The organism is Bradyrhizobium sp. USDA 4449, assembly GCF_054056275.1.
The window spans coordinates 1,422,617-1,441,675 of the sequence record NZ_JBSRYD010000001.1 but is presented as its reverse complement, the minus strand read 5'-3'; the positions used below and the strand labels follow the sequence as shown (position 1 = coordinate 1,441,675).

At 66.8% G+C, this 19,059-nt stretch carries 14 protein-coding genes and 1 pseudogene; 9 read left to right on the top strand and 6 right to left on the bottom strand.

Annotated elements, in window-relative coordinates:
* Positions 1-143 precede the first annotated feature (143 nt).
* Positions 144-488: a DUF952 domain-containing protein gene (locus ACVIIW_RS06850; protein ID WP_456700050.1), complete on the top strand. Its 345-nt coding sequence runs from the start codon at positions 144-146 to the stop codon at positions 486-488.
* Positions 485-1,582: a quinone-dependent dihydroorotate dehydrogenase gene (locus ACVIIW_RS06845; RefSeq protein ID WP_456700049.1), complete on the top strand. Its 1,098-nt coding sequence runs from the start codon at positions 485-487 to the stop codon at positions 1,580-1,582. The genes ACVIIW_RS06850 and ACVIIW_RS06845 overlap by 4 nt, the downstream gene beginning before the upstream one ends.
* A 49-nt stretch (positions 1,583-1,631) precedes the next feature.
* Here ACVIIW_RS06845 and ACVIIW_RS06840 read toward each other — a convergent pair whose 3' ends face one another.
* The 4 genes from ACVIIW_RS06840 to ACVIIW_RS06825 form a co-directional block, all read right to left on the bottom strand.
* Positions 1,632-2,966 carry an MATE family efflux transporter gene (locus ACVIIW_RS06840; protein ID WP_456700048.1) on the bottom strand — a complete coding sequence of 445 codons (1,335 nt, stop codon included), beginning with the start codon at positions 2,964-2,966 and terminating at the stop codon, positions 1,632-1,634.
* Positions 2,967-3,047: 81 nt separating this feature from the next.
* Positions 3,048-3,350, bottom strand: coding sequence for a DUF6460 domain-containing protein (locus ACVIIW_RS06835; RefSeq protein WP_456700047.1), 303 nt, complete (start codon positions 3,348-3,350; stop codon positions 3,048-3,050).
* 208 nt (positions 3,351-3,558) lie between these two features.
* On the bottom strand, positions 3,559-5,220 hold the full coding sequence (locus ACVIIW_RS06830; protein WP_456700046.1) for an ATP-dependent DNA ligase: 1,662 nt from the start codon (positions 5,218-5,220) through the stop codon (positions 3,559-3,561).
* A complete protein-coding gene (locus ACVIIW_RS06825; RefSeq protein ID WP_456705096.1) occupies positions 5,217-6,254 on the bottom strand; it encodes a ligase-associated DNA damage response exonuclease in 1,038 nt (345 codons plus the stop codon). Before ACVIIW_RS06825 ends, ACVIIW_RS06830 begins: the two co-directional genes overlap by 4 nt.
* A gap of 54 nt (positions 6,255-6,308) precedes the next feature.
* On the opposite strand from ACVIIW_RS06825, the gene ACVIIW_RS06820 reads away from it, so the two are divergent.
* The 5 genes and pseudogenes from ACVIIW_RS06820 to ACVIIW_RS06800 all read left to right on the top strand — a co-directional run.
* Entirely contained in the window at positions 6,309-7,235 is a 927-nt protein-coding gene (locus ACVIIW_RS06820) for a methyltransferase domain-containing protein (protein ID WP_456700045.1), read from the top strand.
* 115 nt (positions 7,236-7,350) lie between these two features.
* Positions 7,351-8,580, top strand: a complete 1,230-nt coding sequence (locus tag ACVIIW_RS06815; protein WP_456700044.1) for an ABC transporter substrate-binding protein — start codon at positions 7,351-7,353, stop codon at positions 8,578-8,580.
* Positions 8,581-8,697: 117 nt separating this feature from the next.
* The gene (locus ACVIIW_RS06810; protein ID WP_456700043.1) at positions 8,698-11,367 is read left to right on the top strand and encodes a ligase-associated DNA damage response DEXH box helicase; all 2,670 of its coding nucleotides are present in this window, start codon (positions 8,698-8,700) and stop codon (positions 11,365-11,367) included.
* Between the two features lie 53 nt (positions 11,368-11,420).
* Entirely contained in the window at positions 11,421-12,092 is a 672-nt protein-coding gene (gene pdeM / locus ACVIIW_RS06805; RefSeq protein WP_456700042.1) for a ligase-associated DNA damage response endonuclease PdeM, read from the top strand.
* Positions 12,093-12,244: 152 nt separating this feature from the next.
* Positions 12,245-12,355: pseudogene (locus tag ACVIIW_RS06800) on the top strand (ligase-associated DNA damage response endonuclease PdeM); the annotation flags it as partial.
* A gap of 137 nt (positions 12,356-12,492) precedes the next feature.
* Here the strand turns inward: ACVIIW_RS06800 and ACVIIW_RS06795 are convergent.
* Positions 12,493-13,353 (bottom strand): LysR family transcriptional regulator, encoded by an 861-nt coding sequence (locus ACVIIW_RS06795; RefSeq protein ID WP_456705095.1) that lies wholly within the window; start codon positions 13,351-13,353, stop codon positions 12,493-12,495.
* 95 nt (positions 13,354-13,448) lie between these two features.
* Between ACVIIW_RS06795 and ACVIIW_RS06790 the strand changes: the two genes are divergently transcribed.
* Both ACVIIW_RS06790 and ACVIIW_RS06785 read left to right on the top strand, forming a co-directional pair.
* Positions 13,449-14,357: a DMT family transporter gene (locus ACVIIW_RS06790; RefSeq protein ID WP_456700041.1), complete on the top strand. Its 909-nt coding sequence runs from the start codon at positions 13,449-13,451 to the stop codon at positions 14,355-14,357.
* A gap of 12 nt (positions 14,358-14,369) precedes the next feature.
* On the top strand, positions 14,370-15,143 hold the full coding sequence (locus tag ACVIIW_RS06785) for an MBL fold metallo-hydrolase (protein ID WP_456700040.1): 774 nt from the start codon (positions 14,370-14,372) through the stop codon (positions 15,141-15,143).
* Between the two features lie 109 nt (positions 15,144-15,252).
* Here the strand turns inward: ACVIIW_RS06785 and ACVIIW_RS06780 are convergent, their stop codons facing one another.
* Positions 15,253-18,750, bottom strand: coding sequence for a hypothetical protein (locus ACVIIW_RS06780; RefSeq protein ID WP_456700039.1), 3,498 nt, complete (start codon positions 18,748-18,750; stop codon positions 15,253-15,255).
* Between the last annotated feature and the right edge of the window lie 309 nt (positions 18,751-19,059).

The window sequence follows — 19,059 nt, the reverse complement described above, 5'->3', positions numbered from 1 at the left end:
AGCCCCTCACTCTTGAGTTCGGAGAGGGCCGCCTTTACGGTCGCGCCGGGCTTTAAGACCCGCAAGAGACGAAAAACCCCAGAAGACTCAATGGGCTGACTCAGGTGAGCGGCTCGGCGAGCAAAACAGGGCTCCGGTAAGCGGTGGTCAAGATCTACAAAATCTGTCCGGCCTCGGCCTGGCGCGAGGCGGAACGGCAGGGCGTGTACAGCGGCAGCGCGGACGACGCCCGCGACGGATTCATCCATTTCTCGACGGCTGCCCAGGTTCCGGAGACCCTGCGCAAGCACTATTTCGGCCAGCGCGCGCTGTTCCTGGTCGAGGTCGACGGCGACGCGTGTGGGGCTGAGCTGCGCTGGGAGCGCTCGCGCAACGACGAGCTGTTTCCGCATCTCTACGGCGCGCTCGATCTCGGCGCTGTGCTTGCGGTGATGAACCTCAGCATGCGCTCCGATGGCGGCCACGACACCCCGGAGCTTGCCCCGTGATCCGTGCTTTCGATGCTTTCTCGCTGCCGGTGCTGCGCTGGCTCGATCCGGAGGATGCGCACCGCCTTGCGATCCAGGGGCTGCGCTTCCTGCCGCCGGTAAAGCCGCGGCCGGATGATCCCAAGCTCGCAGTGCGGGCGTTCGGACTCAACTTTCCCAACCCGATCGGCATGGCCGCGGGCTTTGACAAGAGCGCCGAGGTGCCCGATGCCCTGCTGCGGCTCGGCTTCGGCTTTGTCGAGATCGGGTCGGTGACTCCGAAGCCGCAAGCAGGCAATCCGCGGCCGCGGCTGTTTCGCCTGGAGCGCGACGAGGCCGTCATCAACCGCATGGGCTTCAACAATGACGGCGCGGAAGTGGTGCTGCGCCGGCTTGCCGCGCGCGCCGAGAACGGCGGCATCGTCGGCGTCAATGTCGGCGCCAACAAGGATTCGCCTGATCGTGTCGCCGACTATGTCAAGCTGATCGAGACCTTCGCGCCGGTCGCGAGCTATTTCACGGTCAACGTCTCCTCGCCGAACACGCCGGGCCTGCGCAATCTGCAGGAAGGCGCACTGCTCGACGATCTGCTGGGGCACGTGATCGACGCGCGCGAACGTGTCAGGCAGAAGGCCGGCGACACGCCGGTGCTGCTGAAGATTGCCCCCGATCTCAGCCTCGCCCAGCTCGACGATGTCGTGCAGGTTGCGCGCTCGCGCCGGGTCGACGGCATGATCGTTTCGAACACGACCGTCGCGCGGCCGAGCACGCTGCGTGAGGCAATGCGCTCGAAGCAGCAGGGCGGCCTGTCCGGCCGGCCGCTGTTCCGCCTGTCGACGCGCATGGTCGCGGAAACCTATGTGCGCGTCGAGGGCGCGTTCCCTCTGATCGGCGTCGGTGGCGTCGACTCCGGCGGTGCGGCACTGACGAAAATCCGCGCCGGCGCGAGCCTGATCCAGCTTTATTCGTCGCTGGTCTACAAGGGTCTCGGCCTCGTCGACGAGATCAAGCGCGATCTCACCTCGACGCTGCTGCGCACGGGCCGGGACTCGCTGTCCGAAATCGTCGGCGCCGATGCGGCCACCCTCACCGCGGAAGACTGGCCGGGGATGTAGGGGCTCTTCGCGTCCCCGCGCACGCGGGGCGAGGGAGAAGAGAGGCCGCTCATCGGGGCTGCAGCTTCGGAAACGTCGCCCGGTACAGCGCCGGATACCTTGCGCCCTGCAGTCCTCCACGCGCGACGTAGAACCCGACCAGCGCGCACCACAGTCCGGCATTGCCGAGAGATTGCAGCGCCAGCCAGATCCCGAAGAAGATCGCGAGCGAGGCCAGCATCAGGTTGCGCATCTCGCGGGCCCAGGTCGCGCCGACATAGATGCCGTCGAAGCCGAAGGCGAACACGCCGGGGATCGGCGCGAGCACGATGAACGGCAGGAACTCGCGCGCGGCGTGGCGGACGTCCTCGCTCGTGGTCATGAACCTGATGATTTCGGGCCCGAACAGCGCAAACAGCACCGCGACGACGAGGGCAAAGCCGAGTCCCCACAGCAGCACCAGCCGCGTCGAATCCGCAAAGCCTCTCGGATCGCGGGCGCCGAACGTGCGGCCGCAGAGCTGCTGGGCCGCGTTGGCGAGGCCATCGAGGAAGAAGGCGCTGACCAGCAGGAAATTGTTGAGCACCGAGTTCGCCGCCAGCGTCACGTCGCCGGCGCGCGCGCCCTTGGCGGTGAAAAACAGGAACACGGCGATCAGCGCCGCAGTGCGGATCATGATGTCGGAATTGACGGACAATAGCCGCATCAGCTTGGCGCGATCGAACAGCGTCTCCCGGGGAACGGCAAAGCCGCCATGCGCGTAGCGCCGGCAGACGATGACGCCGAGCCCGAAGCCGAAGCCCTCCGACAGCAGCGCGGCAATCGCCGCGCCCGCGATGCCGGTGTCATAGACCAGCACCAGCAAAATCGTCGCGGCCATGTTGATGAGGTTGATGACGACCTGGAGCGCCAACGCCGGATTGGCGCGGGCCTGCCCCACCAGCCAGCCGAGGATGACGTAGTTGGCGAACGCGAACGGCGACGACCAGATCCGGATCATGAAATAGATCTTTGCGGCGTGCGTCACACCTGCGCTGCCGCCCATCAGATCGAACAGCACGCCGGCCAGCGGCATCTGCAGCGCAATCAGTGCGCCACCGATCAGGCCGGCGACGATGAAGCCGCGCACCAGGATGACGGTCTCTTCGCGCGTCTCGCCGGCGCCGAGCGCCTGCGCGGTGAAGGCGAGCGTGCTCATGCGCAGAAAGCCGAACAGCCAGAACAGGCAGTCGAAGATCACCGACGCCATCGCGACGCCGCCGAGCAGGGCGGCATCGTCGAGCCGGCCGATGGCGGTGGTCGAGACCACGCCGATCAGCGGCGTGGTGAGGTTTGCGATCATCGCAGGACCTGCGATGGCGAAGACCTGGCGGGAGCCGACCTTGGGATGAAGCGGTGCGTTCATCAGCTGCGTCTACCCGACCACCCGCCCGATTGCACCACCGTGGCCGACATGACGTGTCTGCGTCGGCCGCGCGCCAAGAACCTAGCGGCGCGGCGAGCCGAAGATGCGCGACAACAGCCAGATCGGGATCACGATGACGGCGCCGAGCAGGAAGTAGCGCCACAGCCAGTTCACGGCATCGAAGCCGAGATCCCACAGACGCTGGAACAGCAGGCGAATGCTGATGAGGATATTCCAGGGATCGAAGCCGATCGCGGCCAGCACGACGCCGACCAGGATCGAGAGCAGCACCAGGCGAAACGCGACCGCCAGCGGCGAGCCGCCGAGAAAGCGGTGCAGGCCATCGCCATGGCCGGCCGGCAAATCTCTGACGTCGTGGGCCATCTCAAACTCCTCGTGGGGGGCTAGCCCCGATTATAGGTCACGGCGGGGGACATGGGGAACCCGGAAGAGTGCGTCAATCGGGTTACGGGAGTTTAATTCGGACAATACAGGAAGCTGGATTTAGCGAAGTTCGGTCGGGCGGCGGGCTCCTGGCCTCTCCCGCAAGCGGGAGAGGGAGCGCACCGGCGTCGCGGCGAGATCGAATGCCTCACGCCTCGATCTCCGCCGCTTCCTCCTTCAGCATTTTTTCCAGCGTTTCCAGCCGATCCGCCTCGCGCGGCGGCTTGTCCCAGCGCAGGCGGCTGATGCGCGGAAAGCGCATGGCCACGCCGGATTTGTGCCGTGGCGAGCGTTGCAATCCCTCGAACGCAACCTCCAGCACCAGCCCCTTGTCCGCTTCGTGCACGACATGGCGGACGGGGCCGAACTTTTCAGTGGTGTTGCGGCGGACGAAGCGGTCGATCTGCAGCAGCTCCTCGTCGGTGAAGCCGAAATAAGCCTTGCCGACCGGCACCAGCTCCTCGCCGTTATCGGTCCCGGTCCAGACGCCAAACGTGTAGTCCGAATAATAGGACGAGCGCTTGCCGTGGCCGCGCTGCGCATACATCAGCACGGCATCGATGATGTGCGGATCGCGCTTCCACTTCCACCACTGGCCCTTCGGCCGTCCCGGCAGATAGGGCGCATCGCGCCGCTTCAGCATCACGCCCTCGACGGCGTCGGCATCCTCGCCAGCGCCGGCACTCGCGGGATCGGCGCGCGCGGCGGCCAGCGCGTCCCAGCTTGCGAAGGCAACGGTGGGTGAGAGGTCGATGCGGGGATCGCCAAGCTTTGCGATGAACGCCTCGAGCCGTTCGCGTCGCTCGGCGAACGGCAGCTCCCGCAGATCGTTCTCGATATCGCCGAGCAGATCATAGGCACGCAAATGGATCGGAAAATCCTTGATCAGCTTCGGCGACACGACCTTGCGGTTCAGCCGCTGTTGCAGGACGTTGAAACTCTGCACGCGGCCTTCGCGCAGGATCAAAAGCTCGCCGTCGATCGCGCCGGGCAGGCGCAGCGACGGGACCAGGTCCGGAAAGCTGCCCGTGATGTCCTCGCCGGTGCGCGAATAAAGCCGCGCGGTGATCTGCCCGCGGTCGTCGCGGCCGGCGACCGCCTGCACGCGGATGCCGTCCCATTTCCATTCGGCGATGTAGTCGGCGGGATCGAGCGACGCGAAATCGCTGTCCTCGATCGCATGCGCCAGCATCACGGGGCGGAACGGCGCGGGATCGCGATTGACCGGCTTCTCGCCGCGGCCTTCCAGCCAGGCGAACAGGTCGAGATAGGGTGGCGCAAGTCCCGGCCAGATCAGCTCCACCTCATGCGGGTCCTTGTCGCCGAGCGCGGCGGCCGCGGTCTTCGCCAGCCGCGCGGAGATACCGATGCGCATCGCGCCGGTGACGAGTTTGAGGAGTGCCCAACGGCCGGTCTCATCGAGCTCATCGAGCCAGCGCTCCAGCTGCTTCGGCAGCTCGGTCTTGCCGAGGGTGCGGAGGGTGGTGACGACCTCGGTGAGGGTGGGGGGAGGTGGGTTGTTGTGGGCGGTCATTGCGGCTTTCGGCCACATCAGCGCGACCGTCTCCGAGAGATCGCCGACATAGTCGTAACTCAATCCGAACAGCACTTCGTCCGTGCGCGAGGCGATGAGGTCGCGGATCAGCGCCGGCTTGGCGTGCTTGAAGCTGAGCGCGCCGGTGAGGGCGGCCAGCGCGTAGCCGCGGTCGGGATCGCCGACCTCGCGGAAATAGCCGGTGAGCAGCCGCAGCTTGTTGTTGCGGCCGGGCTCGTAGGCGAGGCGGTCGAGAAGTTCGGCGAAGCGGTTCATGCTTCGGCCTCTTGGGTGGGCGGCGGCTCGCCTTCCTCCTCCTCGCCATAGCCGACGAGATCGAGCGGCCGCGCCCGCAGGCCGCGGCTCTTGCACCAATGCACCAGCGCATCCTCCTGGCCGTGGGTAACCCAGATCTCGCCGGCGCCGGTTGCGGCGATGGTCGCGGTGAGGCCGTCCCAATCGGCATGGTCGGAGATGACCAGCGGCAGCTCGATGCCACGCTGCCGCGCGCGGGCGCGCACGCGCATCCAGCCCGACGCGAACGCGGTGACGGGATCGGGGAAACGCCGCGTCCAGACATCTGAAGTCGCCGAGGGCGGCGCCAGCGTGATGGTGCCCGCGAGCGCCGCCTTCTTCACGCCCATCGCCGGCCTGAGTTCGCCGAGGTCGATGCCGCGGCCCTGATAGTAATGCGTGATCGTCTCCATCGCGCCATGCAGATAGATCGGCGCGTCGTAGCCCGCCTGTCGCAGCAGTGCGATCACGCGTTGCGCCTTGCCGAGCGAATAGGCGCCGACGAGATGGGCGCGCTCCGGAAACAGCGCGACCGAGGCCAGCAGCTTCTTGACCTGGTCCGCGGCATCGCCATGGCGAAACACCGGCAGGCCGAACGTCGCCTCGGTGATGAAGACGTCGCATTGCACCAGCTCGAACGGGACGCAGGTCGGGTCGGGCGCGTCCTTGTAGTCGCCGGAGGCGACGATGCAGGTGTCCCTGGCGGTCACCGCGATCTGCGCCGAGCCCAGCACATGCCCCGCCGGATGAAACTTGACCTTGACGTCGCCGAGCCTGATCTCCTCGCCATAGCTGACGACTTGGGTCGATCCGGCAAAGTTCTCGCCATAGCGCAGCCGCATCATGTCGAGCGTTTCCTGCGTCGCCAGCACGGCGCCATGGCCGGCGCGGGCGTGGTCGGAATGGCCGTGGGTGATGACGGCACGCTCCACGGGACGCACAGGGTCGATATGGAAGCCGCCGGGCTTGCAGCACAGGCCGTCAGCAGTTGGCAGCAGGATGTCTTGCGGGCGCATTTCTATCATATAGGCTGCGCCGCCAATTCTTCGAGTCATCCGTCCTGGTTCCCAATGCCGCTCCGCCTGTTCCTGACCTCCGGCGATCTCATGGCCGACCGCCGTTTCGAGTTCGCGCGCGACCTCCAGCTCAAGGGCGATCTGCCCGCTGCCGCTGACCTGATCGAGCAGGCGATCGAGCTCGCGCCAAACTTCACCTCGGCCTGGTTCACGCTCGGCGAGATCCGTCAGCAGCTCGGCGAGCGCGACAAGGCGATCGCGGCGTTCCGGAAAGCGCGCGAGTCCGATCCGGAGGATCAGCACGGCGCCGGCCTGCATCTGATGCGGCTCGGCGACGCCGAGATGGCGGAGATGCCCAAGGCCTATGTCCAGGCGCTGTTCGATCAATATGCGCCGCGCTTCGAGCACGCGCTGATCAACGATCTCGGCTATCGCGCCCCCGCGCTGATCTTCAAAGCCGTGCTGGCTGCCCGCGTCGCGGCGAAGAAGCCGGCGTTCTTCAAGCGCACCATCGATCTCGGCTGCGGCACCGGGCTTGCGGCGGCGGCCTTCGCCCGACAAGTCGACCATTTCATCGGTATCGACCTGTCATCAGGCATGATCAAGGAGGCGCGCGCCACCGGGCTTTATGCCGAGCTCGAAGTCGCCGACATGATCGAGGGCCTGCGGGCCAGGGCAGACGGATGCGCGAACCTCGTCGTCGCCGCGGACGCGTTCGTCTATCTCTCGGAGCTCGCGCCCGTTCTCACCGAGGCGAGGCGCGTGCTCGCGTCAGGCGGTGTGCTCGCCTTCACGCTGGAGACGCATGACGGCGACGGCATCGTGCTCGGCGAAGGCCTGCGCTATGCCCACTCGGCGGAATATGTGCGCGGCGCAATCGCGAAGGCAGGGCTCAAGCTGCTGACGATGGAGCCGGCCTCGCCGCGCAACGAGAACAACGAGCCGGTGCGCGGTCTCGTCGTCGTCGCCGAGAAAACTTGAGTCCAGGCGCTAACCCCCCTGCAATCCAGGCGTCATTGCGTCGCAAAGCGACGACTTCCCACTTGCGAGCCGCTGCGTAGCCAGCACAATGCGCGCATTAGGGAGAGAGACAACAATGACCAAGAATCCATCGCGGCGCGATGTCAGCGCCGCCGCGCTCGCCACAATCGCCGCATCCGTTCTGCCCGCGCCTTACGTCTGGGCCGCGGAGAAAAAATACGATGCCGGCGCCAGCGACACCGAGATCAAGATCGGCCAGACCGTGCCGCATTCCGGCCCCGGCTCGCTCTACGGCGTGCTCGGGCGCATTGGTGAGGCCTATTTCCAGATGCTGAACGAGAAGGGCGGCATCAACGGGCGCAAGATCAAGTTCCTCACGATGGACGACGCCTACAGCGCGCCGAAATGCGTCGAGGCGACGCGGCGCCTGGTCGAGCAGGAGGAGGTGCTCGCGCTGTACGGCTCGCTCGGCACCGCGCCGCAGACCGCCGTGCACAAATACCTGAATTCCAAGGGCGTGCCGCAGCTGCTGCTCAACACCGGCGCGTCGAAGTGGAATAACCCGAAGGATTTCAAATGGACGATGGCGGGCCTGCCGCTTTATCCGACCGAAGCGCGCATCCTGGCGCGGCACGTCGTGACCGTGAAGCCGAATGCCAAGATCGGCATCCTCTACCAGAACGATGATTTCGGCCGCGACTTCCTCGCTCCGTTCAAGAAGGTCCTGGCTGATGCCGGCGGCACCGCATCGGTGATCATGGAGCAGACCTACGATCTCACCGATCCCACCGTCGATTCCCAGCTCATCAATCTCTCGAAATCGGGCGCGGATGTTTTCTACAACATCACGACAGGTAAGGCGACGTCGCAGTCGATCCGCAAGGTCGCCGAGCTCGGCTGGAAGCCGCTGCAGCTGCTCTCGGCCGGCTCGACCGGCCGCTCGATCCTCAACGCTGCGGGCCTCGAGAACGCCGCCGGCATCGTCGCGATCAGGTACAACAAGGAGGTCGGCCTGCCGAAATGGGAGAAGGACCCCGATGTGATGGCGTTCGAGGCGCTGCGCAAGACGTACATCCCGACCATCGATCCCGACAACACAATCGCCTTCGCCGGCTATGGCCAGGCCGTGACCATGGGCGAGATCCTGCGCCGCTGCGGCGACGATCTCACCCGCGCCAACGTGCTGAAGCAGGCCTCCACGCTGAAGGGCTTCCACTCGCCCTATTTCCTCGACGGCGTCACCTACGACTACACGCCCGACGACTACACGCCGATGAAGACGCTCTACATCTCGATCTTCAGCGGCACGGATTGGGACATCTCCGACAAGCCGATGTCGGAGTAGGGAGGTCTCTTACCCTCCTCCTCCAGGGGAGGGTAAAACGACGCGCCATCTCGCTCATCCATCCACAGCCTCGGCCCACCCCTCGACGAACCCATCCCCACGGCTTACCTCTACGCCGTGCCGCCCCGCATCCTCAAAATCCCGGCCGAGCCGGCCGCACTGCTGCCCGACCGCTTCCAGCAATGGTTTGCGGCGCGCGGCTGGGCGCCGCGCGCGCATCAACTCGCGCTGCTGCAGAAGGCAAGCGACGACGCCAGCGCGCTGCTGATCGCGCCGACCGGCGCCGGCAAGACGCTGGCGGGATTTTTGCCGACCCTGGTGGAGCTGTCGTCTTCTCCCTCCCCCCTTGTGGGGGAGGGGCGGGGAGGGGGGTGGCCACAAGCACCGCTCGCGGGGCTACCCCCCTCCGGGCAGCCTGCGGCCAACGACCTCCCCCACAAGGGGGCAGATAACAGCAACAAGCTCGTCTCTACCGGCCGCGATGTTCGCCGCAGCGGCGGCTTGCATACGCTCTATATCTCGCCGCTGAAGGCACTCGCCGTCGACATCGCGCGCAATCTGGAACGGCCGATCGCGGAGATGGCGCTGCCGATCAAGGTCGAGACCCGCACCGGCGACACGCCGGTGTCGCGGCGGCAGCGGCAGCGGCGCTATCCACCCGACATTCTGCTGACGACGCCGGAGCAGCTTGCGCTTTTGCTCTCGTCCGACGACGCGCCGTTCCTGTTCTCCTCGCTCAAGCGCATCGTGCTCGACGAGTTGCATGCGTTGGTGACGTCGAAGCGCGGCGATCTGCTCTCGCTGGGCCTTGCGCGCTTGTGGCGGCTGGCGCCGCAGATCCGCGCCATCGGTCTGTCGGCGACGGTGGCCGAGCCGGATCAGCTCGCGCGCTTTCTGGTGCCGCAGCCCGGGGGCAAGGAGCGCGCTGCTGATATCGTCGTCGCCGGCGGCGCGGCGCCGCCGGAGGTCGAGATGCTCGACACGCGCGAACGGTTGCCCTGGGCGGGCCATAGCGCGCGGCATGCGCTTCCGGAAATCTACCAGCTGATCAAGGCGAACAAGACGACGCTTGTGTTCGTCAACACTCGCAGCCAGGCCGAGATGCTGTTCCAGAATCTCTGGAGCATGAACGACGACAACCTCGCCATCGCATTGCATCACGGCTCGCTCGACGTCGCCCAGCGACGCAAGGTCGAGGATGCGATGTCGGCAGGCAAATTGCGCGGCGTGGTCTGCACCTCCTCGCTCGATCTCGGCGTCGATTGGGGCGACGTCGATCTCGTCGTCAATATCGGCGCGCCCAAGGGCTCGTCGCGGCTGATGCAGCGGATCGGCCGCGCCAACCATCGGCTCGACGAAGCCTCGCGCGCCGTGCTGGTGCCGGCGAACCGTTTCGAGGTGCTGGAATGCCGCGTCGCCATCGACGCCATCGCCGAGAATGCGCAGGATACGCCGCCGCTTCGCCTGGGTGCGCTCGACGTGCTGGCCCAGCATGTGCTCGGCTGCGCTTGCGGCGAGCCGTTTCTCTCGGATGAGCTCTATGCCGAGGTCCGCACCGCCGCGCCCTACGCGGGTCTGTCGCGTCAGGATTTCGACGACGTCGTCGATTTCGTCGCCTCCGGCGGCTACGCCTTGAAGACCTATGAGCGCTTCGCCCGCATCAAGCAGGACAAGGAAGGACGCTGGCGCGTCGCCAATCCGAAGGTGCGGCAGAGCTACCGGATGAATGTCGGCACCATCGTTGAGGACGACATGCTGAAGGTGCGGCTGGTGCGCTCGCGCGGTGGCGGTGCCGGCTCGACCGGCGTCATTGCGCGCGGTGGTCGGTTGCTCGGCGAGATCGAGGAGGCCTTCATCGAAGGCCTCTCGCCCGGCGATACGTTCGTCTTCAGCGGCGAGGTGGTGCGCTACGAAACCCTGGTCGAGGACCAGGTCTATGTCTCGCGCGCCAATGACAAGGATCCGAAAGTGCCGTCCTATATGGGCGGTAAATTCCCGCTCTCGACCTATCTCGCCGAACGTGTCCGCCGCCTCCTTGACGATGGGCGTGCGTGGAAGGCTCTGCCGGAACAGGTGCGCGACTGGCTGTCGCTGCAGAAGGATGTGTCGCGCGTGCCTGGGGTTCGTGAATTGCTCGTCGAGAGCTTTCCGCGCGCCAACAAGCACTACATCGTCTGCTACCCCTTCGAAGGCCGCCTCGCGCACCAGACCCTGGGCATGCTGCTGACGCGCCGGCTGGAACGGGCCCGCGCCCGGCCGCTCGGCTTCGTCGCCAACGAATACGCCGTGGCGATCTGGGCGCTCGGCGATCTCTCCTTCATGATCAGGGATGGCCGCATCGATCTCAACGCGCTGTTCGATCCCGACATGCTCGGTGACGATTTGGAGGCGTGGCTCGCCGAATCCGCGTTGATGAAACGCACCTTCCGCAATTGCGCGATCATCTCCGGCCTGATCGCGCGACGCCATACCGGCGAAGAGAAGAGCCGCCGCCAGGTGCTGTTCTCGACCGACCTCGTCTACGACGTCTTGCGCAAGCATCAGGCCGATCACGTCCTGCTGCGCGCCGCGCGTGCCGACGCCGCCACCGGCCTGCTCGACCTGCGCCGGCTGAGCGACATGCTGATGCGTATCCAGGGCCGCATCACCCACCGGGAACTCGACCACGTCTCCCCGCTCGCGGTGCCCGTGATGCTGGAAATCGGCCGCGAGTCAGTTTATGGCGAAGCTGCAGACGAGCTGTTGGCGGAAGCCGCCGACGAGCTGGTCAAAGAGGCGACGGGATAGAAGCAGGTTGTGACGTGACGTGGGGCGCGCTGGTTTCAGGGGATGACGAGGACATGCGCGTTTCCAGGGTCACCATCAGCGATGTGACCTTCTCGGCCGATCTCTCCGGCGCGCTGTTCTGGGACGAGCAGGGCCTGCTGGTCGTCTCCGATCTGCATCTCGAAAAGGGCTCCAGCTTCGCCATGCGCGGCGTGCTGCTGCCGCCCTACGACACGCTGGCGACGCTCAGCCGCCTCGCTGCTGTCATCTCCCGCCATAATCCAAAAACGGTCATCGCGCTCGGCGACAGCTTTCACGATCGCTCCGCGCATGAGCGGCTTTCCGCGGACGATCGCGACGCCGTCGCCGCGCTCCAGAGCGGTCGCGACTGGATCTGGATCTCGGGCAATCACGATCCGATGCTGCCCCGCGATCTCGGCGGCACCATCGCCGACGAAGTCGCTGTTGGACCGATCACCTTTCGCCACGAGCCATCAGGCGCGGCCGGCGAGATCGCCGGGCATCTCCATCCCAAGGCCCGCGTCTCCGCGCGCGGCCGTTCGATGGAGCGGCGTTGTTTCGCCAGCGACGGCCTACGCGCCGTGATGCCCGCCTTCGGCGCCTATGCCGGCGGCCTCAGCATCCGCGATGCCGCGTTCGCAAGGATCTTTCCGGAGACCGGCTTTGTCGCGCATCTGCTCGGCGACCGCCGCGTCCACGCGATCGCCGCGGCAAGGTGTTATTGAAGCGACGCTGCGTAGGGTGGGTTAGCGAAGCGTAACCCACCACGGTCCATCTCCGCGGAAACCAAAGAGGTGGGTTACGCCGAGCGATGCGTTGCGCAATCGCAGGGCTAACCGACCCTACGCATCTCGCGAGTTCACGCCGCCTTCGCCTGCTCAGCATCCGCGATGCCGCGTTCGCAAGGATCTTTCCGGAGACCGGCTTTGTCGCGCATCTGCTCGGCGACCGCCGCGTCCACGCGATCGCCGCGTCAAGGTGTTATTGAGGCGACGCTGCGTAGGGTGGGTTAGCGAAGCGTAACCCACCACGGTCCATCTCCGCGGAAACCAAAGAGGTGGGTTACGCCGAGCGATTGCGCGTTGCGCAATCGCAGGGCTAACCCACCCTCCGCATCTCGCGAGTTCACGCCGCCTTCGCCTGCACGTCCTCGCAGAACTCCGCCAGCCGATCCGCCAGCCGCAGCGTCGCCGAGCTCGCATTCGGCGCGGCCATCAGCGCCACCTCGGTGCGGTTGATCGGCGCAAATCCATCCTTCGCCGTCAGCACGCGATGATCTGGCTGGATCGACATCTCCGACAGAATGCTCAGGCCCATGCCGGCGGCAACGGCGGCCTGGATGCCGGCGAGGCTCGATGACGAATAGGACATGTGCCAGGCGCGGCCGGCGCTTTCCAGTGCATGGATCGCGCCGGCGCGGTAGAGGCAGCCGAGCGGAAATCCGATCAACGGCAGCGACGACGCGTTGACATCGATGGGATGGCTCTTGCTGGTGACCCAGTGCACCTCCTCGGGCCACACGGCAATCGCGTCCTTGCCACCGGCCTCGCGCTTGTAGAGCGCGAGATCGAGCTCGCCGCGTTCGAGATCGCGGGCGAGGTTCTTGCTCTGGTCGGCGCGCACATCGAGCCGCAGGTTCGGATGCGAGCGCGAGAAGGCGCCCAGCAGTTTCGCCAGGCGATACGCTGCAAAGTCCTCGGGAATGCCGAGCCGGACCGCGCCGCCGTCGGGCTCGCGCAGCACGTCGCGGGCCTCTTCGGCCAGCGTCAGCAGCCGCCGCGCATAGGAGAGCAGCCGCTCCCCGGCCTCGGTCGGGCGCACATCCTTGCCGTCCCGATGCAGCAGAACCTGGCCGACATCCTCCTCCAGCCGCTTGATCTGCTGGCTGACCGTCGATTGCGTGCGGTGAACGCGCTCGCTGGCGCGGGTGAAGCCGCCGGCCTCGACCACCGAGACGAAGCTGCGCAAGAGCTCCAGATCGAGCATCTCAGCCTCCATTCGAAAATCCACTGATTTGGAGTTAATCATTTAATTTCCAAATGGCAACCCGCCTCCCTAGATCCAGGGTTCAGGAGATTGCCATGTCCCTCGCCACTTCGCTTCCCGCGCCCCGCACCCGTTTCAACACGCTGCCGCTCGCGATCGGCCTGTTTTGCCTGCTCTGGAGCTATGCCTTCGTTGCCGGCAAGATCGGCGTCACCCATTGCCCGCCGCTGATCCTGCTCGCCGCGCGCTTCTCGCTCGCCGGCATCCTGATCCTCGGTGCCACTGCGATCCGCGGCGACTGGTCGCTGTCGTGGCGCGATGCCCTGATTTTCGCCGTGCTCGGCATCGCCAACAACGCACTCTATCTCGGGCTCGGCTACACCGGCCTGCAATCGGTCTCCGCCGGCCTCGGCGGCCTCATCGTCTCGGCCAATCCGGTGTTCACGGCCGCGCTCGCCGCACTCTTGCTTGGCGAGGGCATGACCTGGCGCAAGGCGAGCGGCCTGCTGCTGGGAATCATCGGCGTGACGCTGATCGTCTGGCACCGGCTCACGGTCGGAACCGACTCGTTGCACGGCATCATGTTCACGCTGGCCTCGCTCGCCTCCATCGTCGCGGGCACCATCCTGTTCAAGCTGTTCGCCCCGAAGGGCAGCTTGTGGATCGGCAACGGCGTGCAGAATCTCGCCGCGGGCATCGTGCTGACGCCGGTCGCATTCACCTTCGCCGATGGTCATGCCATCGATGTCACGCCCAGCCTGATCGGCGCCTTTGCGTTCCTCGTGCTCGGCGGCTCGATCCTCGCCTACTGGCTCTGGTTTCATCTCCTGAAAGTGTGTGGTGCGACCGCGGCCAGTGCCTATCATTTCCTGATGCCGCCGCTCGGCATGCTGTTCGCCTTCCTCGTGCTCGGCGAGCATGTCGAGGCGCGCGACTTGCTGGGGATCATTCCGGTGGCGCTCGGCATTTACCTGGTGACGCGCCCCGCAAAGCCGGCCGCGTAAGAGGAGTTCCTCATGCCTGTTTCCATCACCCTGATCGGCGGCCCCACCGCACTGATCGAAATCGACGGCTTTCGCCTGCTCACCGATCCCACCTTCGATGCACCCGGTGCTTACGAGTTACCGCACGTGAAGCTGGAGAAGAGGGTCGGACCGGCGATGACGGCCGACGCGATCGGTCCGATCGACGCCGTGCTGCTCAGCCACGACCAGCATTCGGACAATCTCGACAAATCCGGCCGCGACTATCTGCTGAAAGCGCCGCGCGCGCTGACCACGGAGGCCGGCGCAAAGCGCCTCGGCGGCCATGTCGAAGGTCTTGCGCCCTGGGCGACCGCGCAGTTGAGAGACGATGACGGTAACACGCTGACCATCACGGCCACACCGGCGCGTCATGGCCCTGCCGGTATCGAGCCGCTGTCGGGCGATGTCATCGGCTTCGTGGTGCAGTCGAGCCGCAAGGACACACGTCCCGTCTATATCAGCGGCGACACCACCTGGTTCGACGGCGTCGCCGAGGTCGCGCGCCGTTTCAAATGCGGCGTGGTGCTGCCGTTCGCGGGCGCGGCGCAAACGCGCGGGCCGTTCCATCTCACCATGGATACCAACGACACCATCGAGACCGCGCGCGCCTTCCCCGACGCGATGATCGTCCCCGTGCACACCGAAGGCTGGGCGCATTTCCGCCAGAACGGCGAAGACCTGCGCAAGACCTTCGACGTGCTGGGTTTCGGACCGCGGCTGCGGCTATTGGAGCCCGGCGTGCCGACGGTGATCGAGGCGCCCTAGTCGCCACATCGGTCATTGCGAGCGCAGCGGAGCAATCCAGACCATTTCCGCGGAGGGGATTCTGGATTGCGCAATGACGCGTGGAGAGATCGTGTTTGCCTGAGGCGCGTTAATGCGCCGCTGACGCCGACCTCTTCACCGCGACCGGCTTCGGCGCGGGCTTGGCGGCCGCTTGCGGGGCGCTGTCCCAGCCGCCGGCGGGCGCCGGGACGTTGACGGCGTCGTCCGGTTGCGGCTCGGCGCTGAAGGTCTGGATCGCGAGCTTGGCGGCGGCGAGCGATTGCGGGTCGAGGCGCTTGGCGACATCGTCGCGCTTGCCGGCCGAATCCGCGTCGCCCTGTGCAGCCGCGAGGCTGAACCATTTGTAGGACTCGGCGAGGTTCTGTTCGACGCCGATGCCGCGGGCATAGAGGATGCCGAGGTTGAACTGGCTGTCGGCGACGCCGCGATCGGCGGCTTTACGGAACCACTGCGCCGCGCTCTGGTAGTTGGCCCCACGTCCGCCGCCATCGGCATCGAGCACCGCGAGATTGTGCATCGCCTTGGCGTTGCCGCGCTCGGCGGCCTGCGTGTAGTAGCGGCGGGCGATATCGGCGTCCCTTTTCACGCCCAAGCCCTTTTCGTAGAGCGTGCCGAGGCGGAAGGTGGCGGGCACCACCCCGGCCTGCGCCGCGCGGTCGTACCACTTCGCCGCTTCATCGTAATTCGCAGCCACGCCCTTGCCCTCGGCAAAGCGCAGGCCGATCTCGTAGGCCGCCGTCGCATCGCCCTTCATCGCGGCGGTGCGCAGGGCGGGGCCGGCGATGCCGTCAGGCAGCTTCTCGCTCGGCGGGATCTGGATGAGGCTCAGCCGGGTGCGGCTCGCGCCCGACAAGGCGCCGGTCACGTCGCTGTTCGGCGCGGGCGGCGTCGGCGCCGCCGTGACGGGCGCGGGCGGAATTTCGACCGAAGAACTCGTCGCTTGTGCCGGCGCGGCATTGTTCAGGGACTGCTTGCCGATCGGCGTCGGCGAGGTCATCGACGGTGTGACCTGTTCGGGCGCGGCGGGCTTGCTCTCGACCGGTGGCGGCGCCTGCGGCGCGGGCCGGCTCGACGTGTCTTCCATGGCCTGCGGCGCCGGCGGCGCGCTGCCGCCTTCGAGCAGGTTCATGGCCATCTTGAAAGTGCCGAGCACGATCACGACCACGCTCGCGCCGACCAGCAGCGAGCGGATTTTCGACGTGATGGTCGAGCCGCCTTCCTGACCCGTGGCCTGCGCTTTTGCCTGGCTCTTGTCCTTGACGCGGCCCGCGATCGCGGCCTTGGCGCCGCGGGCGGGCTTCTCCGGCGGTTGCGCGGCGGCAGCCTGCGCGGCGCGGCGCGCGGCAGCGATGAAGCTCGACGACGACACCGGCTCCTTCGGCGGGGCGGGGATTTCGCTGATCGCGCTTTCGGAGGCGGCAATGCGCTCGGACGGGGTGGCGAGGCGGCCGCCCGGACGCGTGCCGGGTTCGAGGGGATGATCCGGCGGCAGTTCGGGCGCGATCGCGGCACGCGCCGTGTGCGGCTCCAGGATCTCGCTGATCGCGCGCGGCGGCAAAGGCGGTGCGGCTTGCGCGGCCATCGGCATCGGCGGCGGTGCCGCTGCTGCATGGAATTCGCGCGGCGCGGCAACGAACGCAGAATGCGACGGCTGCTGCGCGGCGGCCGGATTCGGCAGCTCGGGCTTCGGATCGTATTTCGGCTGCGGCGGCTGTGGCTGCCATTGCTCGCGCGCCATCGGCGCCGGCTCGACCGGAGCCGGCATCTGCATGGGCGCAGCCATCGGCATCGGGGCGGGGGCCGGAGGAGCCGTGCGCACCGCGCGCAGATCGCCCTCGATCATGGCGAGGCGATCGACGACATGGCCGAGCGTGTTGTGCACGGCCTCCAGCGAATCCTGCGTGCTGCGGTTGGTCTCGGCCTGGCTGTAGCGGATATCGGAGAGTTCGCGCTTGACGAGATCGACCACGCCGGAATCCGGCGACGGTGCCGAATTGCGGCTCTCGGCCAGTGCGGAATAGGTCGCCTGCTGCCGCTCCAGATGCCTGAGGATGTCGTGCAGCCCGTCCTCGACACGGCCCAGATTGCCGCCGCGCTGGTCGGAGGCGGCCTCTAACCGCTCCAAGAGATAGGAGACGCGTTGCTCGAGATGCGCGAAGGTCGACGCCGAATCGTTGCCGACCTGCATGCGGTCGAAACGGTCGGACAGCGCGCGGATCGCGGCTTCCAGATGCTCGGTGCTCTCGGCGGGTTGCGGCCGCTCGCGGGTTTCCAGTGCGGCGGTGAGCGCAGCGATGCGCTGCTCCAGCACGGCAAAGCTGTCGCTGCGGTCCGAGGCGCGATCGATCTGGTCGACCTTGGACGACAGCAGCTGCACGTCCTCGGAGAGGCGTGCCAGCGCTTCATTGGAGGCGACGTTCGAGACGATGCCGCGCAGCGCCGAGATCGCGCCCTCGAGCTGGCGCACCGTCGAGGGATCGTCATTGGCGCGCAGGATCAGATCGAGCTTGGCGCCGAGATTGCGGATCGCCTCGTCATAGCCGGCGAGCTGCTCGGCCGGCGTCAGCGTGCGCAGCACCTGCTTGATGTCGGAGAGCGCGCGCTCGATGCCTGACAGCACCTGGCCGTCGGTGCCGTTGGAGCGGGTTTCGTCGATGCGACGATGCAGCGAGCGGATCTCGTTCTCGATCGATTCGATCGCGCGGCGCGGCATCGCCTCGGTGATGGCGTTGCGGATCTCGGCGAGCTCGGAGCGGAAGCCGTTGATCGCCTGCTCGGTATTATCTGGCCGCTGCAGCGACTCGATCTGGCTCGTGATCTTGAGCAGATGGCGCTCGAGCGACGAGAAATCCGGCCCCGGGGGCGGCGGAGCGTAGGCAGGCGCCGGTTGTGCCATCGGCGGCGCCATCGGGCGGGCGTAGGGAGCCGCAGAGGGGGCGATCGAGGGCGCAGCGCGCGGCGGGATTTGCCGCGGCGCCAATCCGTCGAGCTCGCTCTGTCGCGCGGTGATCTCGGCGACGGCGACGTCGAACGAGGCGGGGCTCAAGGGAGGTGAGCTGCGATACACCTGCGCTGCCGCGCGCTCGACCGCATCGGCCTGGCGTTGGCGTGATTCGACGGGGCTCGGTGCCGATGGTGCTGGTGCGGGTCGCGGCTGAAGCTGCTGCGCTTGCGGCTGCGGCTGCTGTGGCCGCGAGATCTGCGACAAGCGGGCATCGAGCCGCGAGATCGCATCGTTGAGCTGGCGCGCGACGCCCTGCTCGCGTGACATGTCCGGACGCGGTGCTGCGGGCTTCGAAATCCGTTCGATCTGCTGGGTGATCGCGTCGAGCCGCTGATGGATGTCGGCGACCTCGCGGCTCGCCTGACCAGCTCCCTGGCTCAGCGCCTGCGCCGAGCGCGGATCGGGGCGCGGCTCTTGACGCGGCTGTTCGTAAGGCCCGCGAAAATTCGGCGGAGCAGTCTCGCCGAGCGTTGAATTCAGCCAGTCGTTGAGCGACATGCCGGCGCGGCGCGCAGCAGCTTCGGCCCGCTCCCGGACGGATGGATCGATCCCGTCAACACTCCACGATACGCGCGAATTCATGACTCTGTCCGGTTCCGACCCGCGCCCCACCCCGGCGCCTCCAGACTCCCCACGCGTGCCGGTTGTAAAGACAATCGGATTTGGCTCGGGTCGTCTGCCTCGAATTCCGACTTTTGTCCGTTACGGTAAATAACGCGTTAAGGAACGCCTCGCCGGTGTCTTAAAGTTGGGCGGCGGGAAGCCGGGGGACGCTCATAAGCCCTTGGTGCGCTCCCGCCCCGCTTGCGGGGAGGGCCGGGGAGAGGGTGTCTCGGCAACGAAGACTCCCCCAGAGGAGAAAGCCCTCACCCGCGCGCGGGACGATGCTGC